Here is a 16,681-nt window from a genome sequence, read left to right as displayed (position 1 = left end):
TAGTAAAAAATTAGGAGGTATCAGAAATGTTAAAAATGAAGTACAAATTACTTTCAGTTTTAGTTCTTGCAGCACCGCTATTAGTGAATACAGGGATTGCTACAACGGTACAAGCATCTCCTGTCAATAATGCAAAGACCAGCATAATCTATAAATCTCACTATTCTTTTGAAAACTTTAGAACTAAATTAGATGGATTAGTGGCATCAGGAACTATAAGTTCAAACCAAGAAAATATAATATTGAATCTATATTATAATAATAAAATAACAACAAAAGAAACCTTTAAGGCTCAATTAGATGCTTTAGTAGCAGCAGGAACTATAACACAGAGTCAAGCTATATCTATATTAAATGCATTTAGCGGCTGGGGTTCTAGCTGGCAAATACCAGCACATAGTCAGACATATAATATAAAACCATACAATCCCTCTAAATAAAGTTTATTAGAGTACCAACTTTATTGAAACATTTTAAATGAATATAACACATAAAAACTAGGGGGGAGTTATTAAAAACTTCTCTCTAGTTTTATCTATAAACCATATAATTACAATTATGTACTCACTATATATAAGAAAATTTGAATATGGAAGAATCTCTACATGGTTTAATGAAAATATCCTTCAATTGGAATTACGAACCTATTAAAATAAAAACCTTAGAATTTTACTCAACTATAATACTAATTTAAGTTGAGGTGATAAAATTGTCTAAAAAGATATATTTGGTTGAGGACGAACTTAATTTAAACATTTTACTTGAGAAATATCTTAAAAATGAAGGCTATGATGTAACTACTTTTTCTGATGGAAGCTGTGCAAAAAACAGGATAAAAGATATGCCGGATCTCTGGATATTAGATATAATGCTTCCCGATATAAATGGTTATGCACTAATTAAATGCATAAAAGAAAATAACGAAAATACGCCTGTTATATTTATATCCGCAAAAAATGAAGAATTTGACAGAGTGGTGGGACTAGAACTTGGCAGTGATGATTATTTATCAAAACCGTTTTTACCTAGAGAATTAGTTATACGAACCAATAATCTTATTGAAAAAATTTATGGTACTACTAATGAAACACAAAATTTAAACATACAAATTGGACAATACTTAATTAATAAAAAACAGAGAACAGTCTTATTTAAGGGTAAAGAACTTAGACTTACCAGTAAAGAATTTGATTTATTAAGTTATCTTGCTGAAAACAAAAATAGTTTAACTTTAAGAGAACAAATTTTAACAAATGTTTGGGGTAACAATTATTTTGGTTCTAGTCGGGTAGTAGATGATACCATAAGAAGGCTTAGAAAAAAAGTGAATAAGTTAACTATAGAAACAATATATGGATATGGCTATAAATTGATCAATGGTCATGAAAATATTTAAAGCAAACTCATTAGGCTTCAATGAATTAAAAATCTCACTAATACACAAAATTTGATTATTGATATAGATAAAAATAAGGTAAGGCGATTATGATGATAAATATACATTTAGGCCAAGTTTCTCATAAATTATGTTTAGTTACTTATGTGCCATATTTTTTAGATAATAAGATCTTCTATAAAATTATTCTTATAGGAATTGTGTTCATTGTTATATCATTTTTTACTTCAAAGCTAGTTTCACAACATATATCACAACCCCTGAAAGAATTAGAAGACCATACCAAAAAAATGGCTGACAAGCATTGGGGTGAACCAATTAAAATAAAAAGTAATGATGAAATCGAAAATCTTGCAAATTCTATAAATATGATGCAGAAAAAGCTGAAATATGATGAAGAAAATAAGAAGCTGTTTTTTCAAAGTATGTCTCATGATTTAAAAACGCCAGTTATGGTTATTATGAGCCATGCAGAGGCTATTATAGAAGGTGTATATATAGATACTATCGAAAAAACAGCTGAAATAATAAAAAATGAAGCTATAGATCTTGAAAAAAAAATCAAGCAAATATTATATTTGAATACATTTGAATATATATTAGAAAATGATTCAGAAAATGAAGACATAAACTTACAAGAACTGATTAATGATATGCTGAATAGATTTCAAATATTTAATGTTAATATTAATTGGAAAATAGAAATTACTAAAAGTATCATCTTTGCAAATAAAGAGCAGGTAAGGATTTCTATAGAAAACGTATTAGACAACGCCCTAAGATATGTAAAGACTACTATAAAAATAATATTAAAGAAAGATGCTGATTTTGCTGTTCTTGAAATTTATAATGATGGAAATAATATTAAAACTGAAGATATAGAACGTATATTTGACAATATGTACAAAGATAAAAGTGGTAATTTTGGATTAGGACTTGCCATATCAAAGAAAATAATAAATTTCTATGATGGAGATATCAAGGTCGTAAACAGAGAACAAGGGGTAAGTTTTGTAATTAGGTATCCAATTAAAAGCAGTCATCAATAGAATGATGATTGCTTGCTTATATTTAAAAGATTCCATAAAGCTCACATAATTATTACACATTATATCTACAATCATTAGCTATAATTCTTTTAACTGATCAAGTAATTCTTAGGTTAAGGTGGTTGTAAGTTTATGAAGGTATTTAAAATGAAATCATTGATGTTAAGAATATGGGTAACATTTACAATTATCATTCTTATAATAATATGCTGCATTTCATTTCTATATTTAGTGGCTTTCAGAATTTTTGATGAAAATTCTAAAATTCAAGATTTAGCAGCAGCTCACAATATATTAGTGAAAAATGGTAATTTTGAAGATCCTTTAAGATTTGATAAATTAAAAAATCTTGTAAATATTAAAAACTTAATTGTCAATATTAATGAAACTACAACTCAAACAATAAATATAAATGCTCCTAATGATCAACCAGATTCATCGGAGAATAAAGAAGGAAAATGGTTAACAGGCTTTATTAAGTACGTAAATAACTCCCAAACCCAATTTAAAGAGAATTACAATAATATCGAGTTTCTTTTTATAATAAGTCCAATAAAAAGTCAAACTTCAGAAAAAGCATATTTTATTACCTATATGCCATATTTTTTAGATAAAACTGTACTTTATAAAGCTATTTTAACAGGCATTATATTTATTTTCATAGCTTTTTTTACCTCAAAACTCGTTGCAGGATACATTTCAAAGCCTCTTAAAGAATTAGAAGACTATACTAAAAAAATAGCCAATAAACAGTGGGGTGAACCAATTAAAATAAGGAGTAATGATGAAATTGGGAGTCTTGCAAATTCTATGAATATAATGCAAAAAAAATTAAAGTATGCTGAGGAAAGTGAAAAATTATTTTTTCAAAGTATATCCCATGATTTAAAAACACCAGTTATGGTTATTATGAGTCATGCGGAAGCCATTATAGAAGGCTTATATATAGACTCTATTGAAAAAACAGCTGAAATAATAAAAAATGAAGCTATATATCTTGAGAAAAAAATCAAACAAATATTATATTTAAATACTCTAGATTATATGCTAGAAAACAATATAGAAAATAGAGATACAAACCTACAGGATATTCTTAATAAAATAATACACAGATTTAAAACATTTAACAATAACATCATATGGGATTTAAATATCAAAAAAAGTATTATTTGGGGCAATAGAGAAAAAGTGATGATTTCTATAGAAAATGTAATGGATAATGCATTAAGATATGCAAAAACTACTATAAAAATAACATTAAAGGAAGAAAATAATTTTGCTGTTCTTGAAATTTATAATGACGGAAATACTATTAGAAATAATGATATAGAACGCATATTTGACAGCATGTATAAAGATAGAAAAGGAAATTTTGGTCTTGGACTTGCTATATCAAAAAAAATAATTAACTTTTACAAAGGAGATATCAAAGCAGTAAATAGATTAAATGGTGTAAGTTTTATAATTAAGTATCCAAATTTATGCTAAACAGTTATTGTAGGAATATATTTTGTTCTTATATATTCCTACAATATTCTTATAGTTCAATAAGACCATAGATATAATTAAATACAGTATTAAGATATAGTTTAGTGATACATTTATTTTGAATGCTTATGTTCTGAACAATTATTGGATGACCCACTATTGTGTCCTGAATTATTAGATGCAGAATCATTATGTTTAAAATCATTAGATGCATGTTTATCATCTTTTGAATCAGTAGATACATGCTTGTCATTTTTTGAATCATTATCTAATGTTGGTGACGGTATTTCAAACGTAGGCTGCCAGATAGTAAATAAATTTAATATAGATACTGCTTGACTCTGTGTTATAGTTCCTGACGCAACTAAAGCATCTAATTGAGCTTCAAAAGTTTCAGATGTGATTTTACCATCATAATATAAATTCAATATTATTGTTTCCTGGGCTTGAGTTATAGTTCCTGCTGTTACTAAAGTATCTAATTTAGCTTTAAAGTTTTCAAAAGAAACATATGATTTGTAAATTATATTTGAATTATTATGTTTAAAAGCATTTTCATCAAGTATATTAGACGAAACTGCATTACGGGATATTACATTAGATACTTTGGTATTATTACTGCTGTCACATGCATGTACTGTTGTAGCAATTCCTGTATTTACTAGTAGTGGCGCTGCAAGCACTAAGGCTGAAAGTAATTTGTACTTCATTTTTAACATTCTTGGTCCCCCTTAAATTTTTTGTTTGTTATTATTTGTTTGTTACTACTTAATAGTATATCTAAAAATTATAGTTATCTTGTCAAATTACAATGTGAACTTTGTGTAATTTATAAAAGGGACCAATTCCATTTAACCTAATAGAACAAGCACATAATTTATATATTGAATAACTTCCCACTGCCGATTATTAATGCTAATTTCATATAAACCTTAGAATAACCTGATATTTAAAAAAACATTTTTACTTATCTTCTTTTTTCTTTATTTTCTTAATTATTTCGGGTACTAATTCTACAAGCTTGTCAATATTAGCTTTACTTTTTATAGGGAGCATTTTAACTGTATCATCTTTTATTACAAGTACAGCATCTGGAGTTATCTTTGCACCTGCACCAAGACCTAAACCTCCCCCCTCCTGCTTATTTCCGGAATCAGAGCCTTCTCCTCCTCCAGTTCCACATCCGAATGTTACAGTTATAAAGGGCACCAAAATAATACCTTCTACATTTATAGGCTTACCTACAACAGTCTCTGTTTTAAAAAAATTCTCCAATTTTGAAAATAGTACTTCTGTATTTTCCTTGATATCCACCACAATTACCTCTCCTTCATTAATTTGTCTTATTATTAATTATTATAGTCAAATACATACAAACTTAAAATATATATTTTTTTTCATTGTAAACTCTAATCAAACTTCATCTCATCTGAACTTTTAAATTTAATTTTTCCCATTTTTGATTTCTTCTTGAATTTAGCTTTTAATTTAGTCATAATATTTTCATATGCATTACATATAAGGAATTTAAGTGTAATACCAATTAAAAGTATAATTCTTGTTTTTCCCTCAACTTTTACTTCTAAATTAAAAATCTTATTAAAAAAATCAGGATTTAATTTGATAGAGTGTGCAGGTAAAAGTAAAGAAATAGCGCCTATGAATCCACTTAGTATTCCTGTTATGTAAGGATCTTCAAATCCATATATTCCTTCTATTTTTACGTACTTAGGTTTAATTATGGAGATAAATTTCCCTAAATATTCTCTATATTTGCTAATCATCTCAATTGTGTTTACTATGTGAAAGGATGTATCCTCCATATCACCTTCTATCCTGATCTTATCTTGTCTATGCTGTTTAAAGTCTGTTTTTAATTTCTTTTTAAAAAATAGTATCTTTACAAAAATTTCTACGTTTTCATTGGTACCTTCTGCCATTATAGATATGATATTTAAAAATAAGTCCATCCTTACGCCATAATTAATTTTACGCTGCCTATAGGTTAATTCAATTTTATATTTTATGTTATTTAATATTATGACCATAAAAAAAATTACAATAAATAGTAATATAATTCCTATTATTTTTAAAAAAATCAAACCAACTACACCTCCTATTAATGTAATTTAAAATTTTTACTATCCTTTGATTTAAACCCAAATCAGTTTATATATTAATATCTTAAAAAATACTCAACTATATATATTTTTAATGCAGTTTCTGCTAAACTTTATATAAAGTGTACTTTAAAGGGGGTAAATTATGCTTTTCTTTTTATATTCATCGGCAATATTAAGTATTTTATTAGGCACATTATTATTTAAAAGACAAAGCAAAAAATTAAAAAATAAAAAATTTAATGAAAAACAGCTATTAGAATATTGGATAAAAAGAATGTTTGTAAATATAATTGTAATGTGCATACTATGTATATTTTTATTAGTTGTTCTTCCATTTTTAATATGGCTTATATTCCCTAAAGAAGTAGGTATTACAGATAAAATTACTGAAACTAAAAATTTATCTCCAATTTCTAATCAGAGTTATATAAAACAAAAAATAAATAATAATGTTAAAGTATATACTGTAAATATAGGAACTACCCAAAAACCTAATCTTATAGATTTTGAAAAAAACTCCTTAGAAATAATATCTACTAAAAAGGAAAGTCCAAAATACGAAAAAATAGCTAGATATAAAATAACAAAATTAAAAGGTAATAATATAATATCATCTGCCGTAAATGATATTTATGCTAATATATACATTCAATATGGCGAAGAAAAATTTATAGAAAATAAGGTGAAGATATTCATACCATCAAGTGACTCTTAGATTCAAGTGGAATTTGCTTATAAGAAATGCTTTTTTCCATCTGAACCTTATTAACAGTATTCTTAGTGTCTTTAGCACTTAGAATACGTTATCTTTTAGGAGAAAAACTTATCCAAGTACTCAAGCAGTTCTTACCTCCCACTTTGAAGAAGATGGGAGTATTAGCTAATTACCATGTTCGGATAAAATTTTACAGTACTTGTACATATAAAGTCATTATATCATATAAATTTCAAGGGGGTATTAGATGTTTAATTACTATGGATTTATTATAGGATTATTTGTATTACTTTTAACAGGTATTGGTCATGTTGCTGTAATAAAGGGTGAATATTATTTAGGAGTACGTATATGGCCTATATTCCTGATTATAAGCATTCTCAGTATATTGATTTCTACCATGGTAAAGAATACTATACTATCTGCATTCTTAGGAATTTTAGGATTCACTTTCCTTTGGGGAATATTAGAGCTATTCAAACAAAAAAAAAGAGTGGAAAAAGGTTGGTTTCCTAAAAAAAATAATTAATATATATTTTAAAGGATCAGAGGTTAAGCATGAATAAACATTTTTTTATAAAACTAATAGGGTTATTGGCTGTAGTTATATTTTTACTTTCAATTTTAATATATAGAAATTACATATTTAAAAATCAAATAACCTATATTTATAAATACAGTCAAATTCAAATTCCCCTAGATAATAAAACTAAATTAAACTCTAGTAGTATAAAAAATATTTCCATAAAAGATGAAAATAATAATAATATTTATACCTATGTATTTTTAAGCGTTGATGGTAAAACCCTTATGATAAATCCCCCTATAGATGGATTTCATGAAAGCAGCACCATCTCTATCGAAATAAGCCAAAACAACACATTATATTTTAAAGTAAAAAAGCATACACAAATTAAAGTATCTAAATCTATAGGAGAACCTAAATATGGAGATATAGTGGGAACTACTGGTAAATTTATGGAGTACCAGTACGATCATATGGGAATATACATAGGTAATAACAAAGTTATTCATTACTGCAGCAGTACAGGTAATGCCGCAGACGCTAAAATACAGGAAACAGATATGGAACCTTATTTTAAGAAAGGTACTTACTTTATTTTAAATATAGAAAATGCTGTGCCGTTTAACTCTCAAGAAACTGTAAAAAAGGCAAAAACAAGATTGGGAGAAAGAAGTTATAATTTACTACAAAATAATTGTGAGCATTTTGTTATATGGTGTAAAACAAACAATTCAGAATCCCCTCAACTAGAAAATTTATCTGAAAAAGAAATGGTTCAAATAAAAATACTTACATCCCTTGGTATAAACCTACAATAAAAATTAAGAGTTATGAAATATATTTCCATAACTCTCAATTAAATCACCACTTTAAGCCTAAACACTTTTTACTGAATACTATATAATCCCTTGCTTTCCATATATTTATAGATAGATTCCCCATGCTGTTGTTCTTCCTTCTGTATGTGATTTAATACATTCCGAACATTTGTATCTTTAAATTCAAATATGGAAGTATCATATGTACCCGAAATATACTTTTCTGTCATAAGCATATCCTTGCACATATCCGCATCAGAAACCTGGCTTCCTGCAGATGAAGAAGAACTATTCATATTTGAATTTATATTGTTTGTATTTTGTTTATTATTTGTATCAGGCACCTGACCCTGTAAAATAGTGTTAATACTGTTCAAATGTTCTTGCTCTATTGAAGCATTATTTAAAAACAACTGTTTTAACTGTGAATCCCTGGCCTGATTAGCATAATTGGTATACTTCTGTATACACATAGCTTCATGACTCTTCTGATCTTCTAATAATGATCTTTCCTTATTACTTAAACTTACCGAATTAGCTAAATTCATCGACATAAAAAACACCTCCAAAATTATTATGTATCCCCATCAATAAATTTATACAAAAAAAACTTCAAATAAAATATATTTTATTTGAAGCCATATGAGTTACTTAATCGTATAATATATAGAAAGATTTATGTAAACTCCTGGTAAATAATAAATATATAAATTGGAGGGTACACAAGTTATATAGTGAAAAACATTTATAGGAGTTTACACAAACTTATTTATTAAATTAGTCATTATAATATATCATTTAACATGATTATATCATTAAACCAATATATTTAAAACCTCTATATTAATAAATTTTTCAAGATATATCTTTGAAATAATTTACGTTAACACAATTTACAGCTTTGAATATATTATCATTGTAGAGAGAATATACGAGGTGAAAATATTGTATTCAAGATTTATCCCCTATGTAAATCCCCAGTTTATGCGTAATTCTAATCTTCCTCATTCTTCGGGTAGAAGACTCGCAAGAGCATATGTTCCTATGCAGCCCTATATAGGCCTACTTCCTTTAAACATTGCATTAAAAAAAGGTACTATATTCCCAAATCTTGCTATGCCTTACCCTGAAAATGAAGATTGTATAGGAGGAAAATAAGTATGGATAATCGCGAAAATTTACTGAATAAAATTCGTCAATTAGAATTTGCTACATTAGATTTAAGTATATTTTTAGATAACTTTCCCGATAACAAAAAAGCACTATCAGACTTCAATACATTCTCAAAACAGCTTATGAAACTTATAAGAGAATATGAACTAAACTTTGGTGCTCTATTTAATTTTGGCTTCTCCCAAAGTCAGTACCCCTGGACATGGGTAAATGAACCCTGGCCTTGGGAATCTGACATGTAGGAGGTAGTGTATATGTGGATTTATGAAAAAAAATTACAACATCCTGTGAATATTAGGTGTAAAGACCTTCAAATGGCAAAATATCTGGTTGCCCAATACGGAGGTCCCGATGGGGAATTAAGTGCCGGTATTAGATACTTGAATCAACGTTATACTATGCCTACCGGTAAAACCCAAGGATTACTTACAGATATAGGTACTGAAGAATTGGCTCACGTTGAAATTATAGCTACAATGGTATACCAGCTACTAAAAGATGCCACTATAGATGAACTTAAAGAAGCAGGACTAGCTTCTCACTATACCCAGCATGGCAAAGCCACTTTTCCTACAGATGCCAATGGTGTTCCGTGGACAGCTGCATATATTCAGGCATCAGGAGATCCTATAACAGACCTTCATGAAGATATGGCCGCTGAACAAAAAGCCAGAACAACTTACGAACATCTAATAAAATTAACAGATGATGTTGATATAATAGATGTCCTAAAATTTTTATGGGCCAGAGAAATCGTTCACTTTCAACGTTTTGGAGAGGCTTTGGTTCAAGTACAGGATCTCATGGATACCAAAAAGTGCTTCTAATACTAACTAATAAGTTAAGGGTTATGGATAATTTTCCCTTAACCCTTAACTTTTTATCCCCCTATAAATTGTCCTCCATTTATATGTATAACTTCACCTGTAACATAGGAAGATTCCATTGAGGCAAGAAATACATAAGCCGGCGCTATCTCTACTGGCTGGGCAGGTCTTTTTATAGGACTGTTTGAACCAAACTTACCTACCTTTTCAGCACTAAAGGATGATGGAATAAGAGGAGTCCACACGGGTCCCGGTGCCACTGCATTTACCCTTATGTTTCTACCTATCAAAGATAATGCCATGGAACGAGTAAAAGATACTATGGCACCTTTTGTACAAGAATAATCTAAAAGTGTTTCATTGCCATCATAAGCAGTTATGGATGTGGTGTTTATTATAGAACTTCCGGGATTCAGATGAGGCAACACCGCTCTTGTAAGATAAAACATACTGAATATATTAGTTCTAAAAGTCCTCTCCAGCTGTTCATTTGTTATGTCCTCAATGCTGTTTTGGGTAAATTGTACTCCAGCATTATTTACTAATATGTCTATCTTACTAAACTTATCCATTACACTTTTCACTGCACTTCTGCAAAAATTATCATCTGAAATATCTCCTGAAAGCAACACACATTGTCTCCCATTTTTTTTAACAATTTCTTTTGTGTATTTGGCATCATCGTGCTCATCGTAATAAATTATTGCCAAATCAGCACCTTCCTTTGAAAAAGCTGCAGCAACTGCTCTTCCTATGCCGCTGTCTCCTCCTGTAATCAATGCAACCTTATCCTTTAGCCTATTTCTGCCTTTATAATTTGGATCTTCAAATACAGGTCTGGGATTCATTTGGGATTCTATACCCGGATGTTTATTTTGAGTTTGCTCTGGAACAGCTTTAGGAAAGTTTAAGTAAAATTCATTATTCATATGTTATAATCCTCCTATACTATTTTAAAATCAATTAACAATAGTATTGGTAACTGTAGAAATATCATTCATAAAATATAATAAATAACAAAAGAATACCCATTCAAGGATATTCTTTTTTGTCCTTAAAACATATTGGTTTTTCAATCTTTATGAACTCTGATATCTGGTGACTTTTTAAATAAGTAATGTAAAAATAGGGTTGCTACTGCCAACTTATACTTTTTTTCATATGAAATAGAATTACCATCTTTTATAAAACTTTGTATATCCTCTAATTCAAGTTTTGAATATATAGCTAAAGTTTTATAACTAATCTTAAAGTCATCTACTAATACATCTATTACACCTTTAATTCGCTCATCTTCATTTATCATAGATATTCCATTTGATAACATAAAAATTAAATTTGATAAAGAGCTAGGAGTTAAAATAGGTAAGTCATTTAACTTATCTTTTTGATTTTCACATGAGTACATGCTGTTAGTGTAAAAATCTTTAAAGCTGTTTTTCTTATCCATATAATCTTTCAACCAAAGATAATCTATTCCAATTATTTTGCTTAAAGATTCTAATGTAATTAGATTGTTTTCAATCAAAGATTGTATATCCCCTCTTAATTTATCATCTCCATTATAATTCTTATCAAAAAACTCCATAGCTAGCTTGTCCAAACAATTGTGTGATCACAATATGCAACCGGAATAACTCCAGCAAAAGTTGTAATAGGCAGAGATAATAACATAATTATCCCAAATAAAACACTAGCTAACCTTTTTTTCATCATTTTTTTCCTCCTTAATTTCTAATAATTATTATAATTTATATTAAATACATTTTAATATACAATTTGTAAAAATAATGTCATAATTTGTATTTATAATTAAAAAATTTAAAGATTGGTAAAATAATATTTTATAACTTTTGGGTACAGGGATTTTCTCATTTCCCCTTAAATAAAAAACACGGGAAACTGTAAAAATACAACCGCCCTTAAGCAACAGAAATTCTTCCATAATATATTAGGAGCGAGGTTAAAGTACGTTCAAACTCCCAGGGCTTAATTGACCCAATATACGAGGATTAATGCTAGCACCTGCTCTAAAATGCAGAACGAAGGAATGTAGAGACATAGATATGTACTCCGTGAGATATGGTAGGGTAATCATTAGAGCTATATAGGTGTGCCTTCTTAAAAATATCGGAATGCAACTCATGCTTTTATGCTTACGTTTAATCTTGTTCAGCCAATATCATCTATATATTCAATATAATAACATATATAAATTTACACTACTTATTTGCTAATAATAAAATTCTATGAAAATAAAAGTAAATATAAATTAAAATTATTGAAGTAGGAGTAAATTAAGAAAGTTTTGCTATTTCCTTCTGTATGAAAAAACTAAAAAAACGTTGGTTTGTGATATAAAAAAAAGAAGCAATCTGCTTCTCAGTACTCTCTTTGGTGCGAAGGATGGGACTTGAACCCACACGATGTTACTCGCTACCCCCTCAAAGTAGTGCGTCTGCCTATTCCGCCACCTTCGCATTATTCATATTATTAAAATAATAAAGGCATTATTTAATTTTTATAACTTAAAACACCTAGTATTTACTGACCTAACATACAATAGTATTATAATCACTTTTGATAATGCTGTCAACTAAAATTTAATAATATATATTTGCTAATATACTCATTAAAGTATTGTTGTATAAAAATTTGTAAATTCTGTAATTCACCTCTACCCTTTTAATATATTTATCTGTTTCCTGAAAAGGTATATAGTCAAGATTTTTTCCATCCGTGGAATGTTCCGAATTCTTTAGCCATTTTTGCACATTTCCTCTTCCTCCATTATATGCAGCCAATACAAGCTTCATATCATTATTAAATTCTGCCTTTAAATCATTTAGATACCAGCATCCCATTCTAATATTAAATTCCGGATCATATAGCATGTCTTCATTAAAATTAGTTATATTCATTTTTTCTGCCGCCCATTTAGCTGTATCTGGAGTTATCTGCATGAGACCTATGGCATTCTTATTTGATTTTACATATCTTTTAAAATTACTTTCTGTCTTAATTACAGCAATTACAAAATAAACATCCAGACTATATTCTTTAGAATATTTCACTATGTAATCCGAATATTTTAAAGGAAAATAATATCTCACCACACTTCTTGCACTAAATATTGCTATTATTATTAACACCACTGCTACTATTTTCATTTTAGATTTCAATGTTATTTATGCCTTAAATATTACATATTAAGGCACTCCACCCCCTACAAATTCATAGTTATCTTATTCAATATTTCTTCTAACTGTTTTTTTGTTTCATCTAAAGTATTTGAATTATCCAATACAAAATCAGCATATTTTTTCTTTTCTTCTAAGGACATTTGAGAATTTATTCTATCAATTATCTGATTTTCTGTCAATTGATCTCTTTCCTTTACCCTAAATATTTGAGTTTTCTTATTTGCCCATACCAGTATAATTATATCTGTGTACTTATAGAATCCACTTTCTATAAGAGTAGCCCCATCTATTATACAAATTTCTTCTCCTCTTTTATGCAGTTCATCTATTTTTTCAAATACTTCTTTTTTAATAAAAGGCATTATTATATCTTCATATATATTTTTTTTATCCTTGTTTGAAAATATGTAATCTCCAAATTCTCTTCTCTTCAGCTTCCCCGAGCCATCAATAAATTTTTCTCCAAAAGTAGATTTTATTTTATCTGTTATTACAATATACTTTTCCATTACATCTCTAGCTATAATATCCGCATCTATTACAGCTATACCCTGCTCCCGCAATATATTAGAAACAGTACTTTTTCCACTACCTATCCCTCCAGTAAGTCCTATCTTAATCACACTTTTCCCCACCTTCAATTATTTTATTTAACTTGATACCAATTATCCCCTATACTTATATCCACTTCAAGAGGAACCTTTAGCTTAAACACATTTTCCATTTCCTCTTTTACAATGTCTTTTACATCTTTTAGTTCATCTTTATACACATTTAATACCAGTTCATCGTGAACCTGAAGTATTATCTTGCTTTTAAAATTATTATCTTTTAATCTATTAAAAACATTTACCATAGCTATTTTTATAATATCCGCTGCACTTCCTTGAATGGGAGTATTCATGGCAAACCTTTCTCCTAGAGCTTTTATTATTTTATTAGAAGATTTTATCTCCGGTATAAACCTTCTCCTATTTAAAATGGTGGTAACATAAAAATTCTTTTCGGCCTGCTTTACTATATCATTCATGTACAACTTCACTTTAGGATATTTTTCAAAATAAGCATCTATATAAGATTTTGCTTCTTTTCTGGGTATATTTAAATTCCTTGCTAAGCTAAAATCACCAATACCATATACTATACCAAAATTTACGGCTTTTGCATTACTTCTCTGTGTAGATGTTACTTCTCCCAAAGGTACATTAAATACCTCTGATGCAGTTTTAGTGTGAATATCATTGTGGTTTATAAATGCATTTATTAAATTTTCATCCCCTGATATATGGGCAAGCACCCTAAGTTCTATTTGCGAGTAATCTGCCGAGAGTATAACACAATCCCTATTATCTGGTATGAATATTTTTCTTATTTCTTTTCCCATCTCATATTTTATAGGTATATTTTGAAGATTGGGTTCGGTACTTGAAAGTCTCCCTGTAGTAGTTACTGTTTGATTAAAATTAGAATGAATCTTACCATCTTCCTCTATTACTCCTTTTAATCCTTCAATATATGTGGAATATAATTTAGTAAGCTGTCTATAATAGATTATTTTTTCAATTACAGGATGTTTACCATGTAATCTTTCCAATACATCTGCATTAGTGGAATATCCCGTTTTAGTCTTTTTTATGACAGGCAGATCCAACTTTTCAAATAATATTTTACCCAGCTGTTTTGGAGAATTTATATTAAATTCTTCCTCGGAGAGAAAATATATTTCCTTTTGTACCTTATCTATTTCTATTTTAAATTTCTCCTCCATCTCAGTTAACTTATCCTTATCCACCTTAAATCCTTCACACTCCATAGATGCCAGTACAAAAGTAAGTGGCTGTTCTACTTCATACAACAATTTATCCATAGAAGAATCTGATATCTTCTTCTTTAAAGTAGAGTATAACCTGCTAAACAACAATGTTTCTTTTATAAAACAATCTTCCCTTTCCTCAGAGATTTCTATATTCAGATACTCCTTAATAATATCCGGTAATTCATAGTTGGTCCTAGCCGGATCCATTAAATAAGCTGCTATCTTTATATCGAATTCTATGCCTAAAAGCTTTATTCCCATTCTATGCAATATACTGCAAGGTACTTTCACATCATAACTCACTTTACTTAAGCTAGAATTTTCAAACAACATTTTAGCTGTTTCCACTGCTTTAATTTTATTTTCATCATATATTTCTTTTATGTGTATTTCAAAATTTTTTTCTCCTATATTTATAAATATCTTATCTATGTAATTTTTAGCATAACTATTCTCATCTACAACTTTGAAATTAATATAAAGTAATTTATTTTTCATATCTTCAGCTTCTAAAGAGTCTATAAAGTTATGAACTTTATTTAAAGTATCTATAACCTCACATTCTACCTGAAAATCTTCCACTTCTATTTTATCCTGTTCCTCCACTTTAGGTATTTTATCCATTAAGGATTTAAACTGAAGTTTTTCAAATAATTTTCTTAAGCCTTCGGCATTATATTGTTCTTTCGATTCAATAGATTGTAAATCCAGTTCTATAGGAACATCTGTGACAATAGTGGCAAGCTTTTTACTAAATACAGCCTGTTCCATATAATTTTTTAAATTTTCTTGAACTTTTTTCCCTTTAATATTATCTATATTACAAAGTACATTTTCTATGCTTTTATACTCTTTTATCAATTTAAGGGCAGTTTTCTCTCCTATACCAGGTACCCCAGGAATATTATCCGAAGCGTCCCCCATAAGCCCTTTTACATCTATAAATTCCGTAGGGGTTACTCCATAATCATCTATAATTTTATTTCTATCATATATTTCCTTTTGTGTTATACCTTTTTTAGTTATTACAATTTTCACTGAATCTGTGGCCAGCTGGAGGGCATCTCTATCTCCTGTAACTATATATACTTCCATGCCTTTTTTTTCTGCAAAAACGGATAATGTACCCATAAGATCATCTGCTTCAAATCCATCTATTTCAAAAATATTTATGGATAAAAGCTCCAATATTTCCTTAACTATAGGAAACTGTTCTGACAGCTCAGGAGGCATTCTTTTTCTGCCGGCTTTATATTCACTATATTTATCATGTCTAAAGGTAGGTGCACTTCTATCAAAAGTACATACTATGTGACTGGGTTCAATTTCCTTTTTCATTTTCAACAGCATATTTATAAATCCATAAACTGCATTTGTATGAGTCCCTTCTGAATTGGTCAAATCCGGCAGTGCATAAAAAGCTCTATTCATTAAACTATGTCCATCCAATATCAATAATTTTTCTCGAGACATAAAATTACCTCCAAAATTCTATTTAAATATCTAAAAATTAAATTTTTTAAGCTTCTCTATTATAACATCTTACT

General features: G+C 28.5%; 20 protein-coding genes and 1 tRNA gene. 10 read left to right on the top strand and 11 right to left on the bottom strand.

Going from position 1 to position 16,681, the window contains the following annotated elements; all coding sequences use genetic code 11:
- The first annotated feature begins 26 nt into the window (after positions 1 to 26).
- The 4 genes from CKL_RS03385 (at position 27) to CKL_RS03370 (ending at position 3,933) form a co-directional block, all read left to right on the top strand.
- Complete coding sequence (locus CKL_RS03385; protein ID WP_011989257.1) at positions 27 to 440, top strand: hypothetical protein; 414 nt, start codon at positions 27 to 29, stop codon at positions 438 to 440.
- A 269-nt stretch (positions 441 to 709) separates the two neighbouring features.
- Positions 710 to 1,396, top strand: coding sequence for a response regulator transcription factor (locus CKL_RS03380; protein ID WP_011989256.1), 687 nt, complete (start codon positions 710 to 712; stop codon positions 1,394 to 1,396).
- Positions 1,397 to 1,485: 89 nt separating this feature from the next.
- On the top strand, positions 1,486 to 2,445 hold the full coding sequence (locus tag CKL_RS03375; protein ID WP_012620204.1) for a HAMP domain-containing sensor histidine kinase: 960 nt from the start codon (positions 1,486 to 1,488) through the stop codon (positions 2,443 to 2,445).
- Positions 2,446 to 2,577: 132 nt separating this feature from the next.
- Positions 2,578 to 3,933, top strand: a complete 1,356-nt coding sequence (locus CKL_RS03370; protein ID WP_011989254.1) for a HAMP domain-containing sensor histidine kinase — start codon at positions 2,578 to 2,580, stop codon at positions 3,931 to 3,933.
- A 113-nt stretch (positions 3,934 to 4,046) separates the two neighbouring features.
- Here the strand turns inward: CKL_RS03370 and CKL_RS03365 are convergent, their stop codons facing one another.
- From CKL_RS03365 to CKL_RS03355, 3 genes are all read right to left on the bottom strand, one after another.
- Complete coding sequence (locus CKL_RS03365; protein ID WP_011989253.1) at positions 4,047 to 4,652, bottom strand: hypothetical protein; 606 nt, start codon at positions 4,650 to 4,652, stop codon at positions 4,047 to 4,049.
- Positions 4,653 to 4,896: 244 nt separating this feature from the next.
- Positions 4,897 to 5,250, bottom strand: a complete 354-nt coding sequence (locus tag CKL_RS03360; RefSeq protein WP_011989252.1) for a GerW family sporulation protein — start codon at positions 5,248 to 5,250, stop codon at positions 4,897 to 4,899.
- A 92-nt stretch (positions 5,251 to 5,342) separates the two neighbouring features.
- Positions 5,343 to 6,035 (bottom strand): DUF2953 domain-containing protein, encoded by a 693-nt coding sequence (locus tag CKL_RS03355; RefSeq protein WP_011989251.1) that lies wholly within the window; start codon positions 6,033 to 6,035, stop codon positions 5,343 to 5,345.
- A 163-nt stretch (positions 6,036 to 6,198) separates the two neighbouring features.
- Here CKL_RS03355 and CKL_RS03350 point away from each other — a divergent pair, with 163 nt between their 5' ends.
- From CKL_RS03350 to CKL_RS03340, 3 genes are all read left to right on the top strand, one after another.
- Complete coding sequence (locus CKL_RS03350) at positions 6,199 to 6,771, top strand: hypothetical protein (RefSeq protein ID WP_011989250.1); 573 nt, start codon at positions 6,199 to 6,201, stop codon at positions 6,769 to 6,771.
- A gap of 247 nt (positions 6,772 to 7,018) precedes the next feature.
- A complete protein-coding gene (locus CKL_RS03345) occupies positions 7,019 to 7,300 on the top strand; it encodes a DUF4491 family protein (RefSeq protein WP_011989249.1) in 282 nt (93 codons plus the stop codon).
- A 29-nt stretch (positions 7,301 to 7,329) separates the two neighbouring features.
- Complete coding sequence (locus CKL_RS03340; protein WP_011989248.1) at positions 7,330 to 8,115, top strand: lecithin retinol acyltransferase family protein; 786 nt, start codon at positions 7,330 to 7,332, stop codon at positions 8,113 to 8,115.
- A gap of 68 nt (positions 8,116 to 8,183) precedes the next feature.
- Here CKL_RS03340 and CKL_RS03335 read toward each other — a convergent pair whose 3' ends face one another.
- On the bottom strand, positions 8,184 to 8,669 hold the full coding sequence (locus tag CKL_RS03335) for a spore coat protein (RefSeq protein WP_011989247.1): 486 nt from the start codon (positions 8,667 to 8,669) through the stop codon (positions 8,184 to 8,186).
- A gap of 382 nt (positions 8,670 to 9,051) precedes the next feature.
- On the opposite strand from CKL_RS03335, the gene CKL_RS03330 reads away from it, so the two are divergent.
- The 3 genes from CKL_RS03330 to CKL_RS03320 are packed head-to-tail and all read left to right on the top strand — an operon-like array spanning position 9,052 to position 10,115.
- Positions 9,052 to 9,273 carry a spore coat associated protein CotJA gene (locus CKL_RS03330; protein ID WP_011989246.1) on the top strand — a complete coding sequence of 74 codons (222 nt, stop codon included), beginning with the start codon at positions 9,052 to 9,054 and terminating at the stop codon, positions 9,271 to 9,273.
- Between the two features lie 2 nt (positions 9,274 to 9,275).
- Positions 9,276 to 9,530 (top strand): spore coat protein CotJB, encoded by a 255-nt coding sequence (locus CKL_RS03325; protein WP_011989245.1) that lies wholly within the window; start codon positions 9,276 to 9,278, stop codon positions 9,528 to 9,530.
- Positions 9,531 to 9,542: 12 nt separating this feature from the next.
- Positions 9,543 to 10,115 (top strand): manganese catalase family protein, encoded by a 573-nt coding sequence (locus CKL_RS03320; protein ID WP_011989244.1) that lies wholly within the window; start codon positions 9,543 to 9,545, stop codon positions 10,113 to 10,115.
- 53 nt (positions 10,116 to 10,168) lie between these two features.
- Here CKL_RS03320 and CKL_RS03315 read toward each other — a convergent pair whose 3' ends face one another.
- The 7 genes from CKL_RS03315 to polA form a co-directional block, all read right to left on the bottom strand.
- On the bottom strand, positions 10,169 to 11,044 hold the full coding sequence (locus CKL_RS03315) for an SDR family oxidoreductase (RefSeq protein WP_011989243.1): 876 nt from the start codon (positions 11,042 to 11,044) through the stop codon (positions 10,169 to 10,171).
- Between the two features lie 143 nt (positions 11,045 to 11,187).
- The gene (locus tag CKL_RS03310; RefSeq protein ID WP_011989242.1) at positions 11,188 to 11,703 is read right to left on the bottom strand and encodes an HTH domain-containing protein; all 516 of its coding nucleotides are present in this window, start codon (positions 11,701 to 11,703) and stop codon (positions 11,188 to 11,190) included.
- 2 nt (positions 11,704 to 11,705) lie between these two features.
- A complete protein-coding gene (locus CKL_RS21475; RefSeq protein WP_278184182.1) occupies positions 11,706 to 11,831 on the bottom strand; it encodes a hypothetical protein in 126 nt (41 codons plus the stop codon).
- Positions 11,832 to 12,510: 679 nt separating this feature from the next.
- Positions 12,511 to 12,595, bottom strand: a tRNA-Leu gene (locus CKL_RS03300).
- 123 nt (positions 12,596 to 12,718) lie between these two features.
- Entirely contained in the window at positions 12,719 to 13,297 is a 579-nt protein-coding gene (locus CKL_RS03295) for a lytic transglycosylase domain-containing protein (RefSeq protein ID WP_011989240.1), read from the bottom strand.
- A 44-nt stretch (positions 13,298 to 13,341) separates the two neighbouring features.
- A complete protein-coding gene (gene coaE, locus CKL_RS03290) occupies positions 13,342 to 13,941 on the bottom strand; it encodes a dephospho-CoA kinase (RefSeq protein ID WP_011989239.1) in 600 nt (199 codons plus the stop codon).
- Between the two features lie 23 nt (positions 13,942 to 13,964).
- Positions 13,965 to 16,607, bottom strand: a complete 2,643-nt coding sequence (gene polA, locus CKL_RS03285) for a DNA polymerase I (RefSeq protein WP_011989238.1) — start codon at positions 16,605 to 16,607, stop codon at positions 13,965 to 13,967.
- Positions 16,608 to 16,681 lie beyond the last annotated feature (74 nt).

The organism is Clostridium kluyveri DSM 555 (assembly GCF_000016505.1).
GTDB lineage: Bacteria > Bacillota > Clostridia > Clostridiales > Clostridiaceae > Clostridium_B > Clostridium_B kluyveri.
This window is presented reverse-complemented; position numbering and strand designations above follow the sequence as displayed.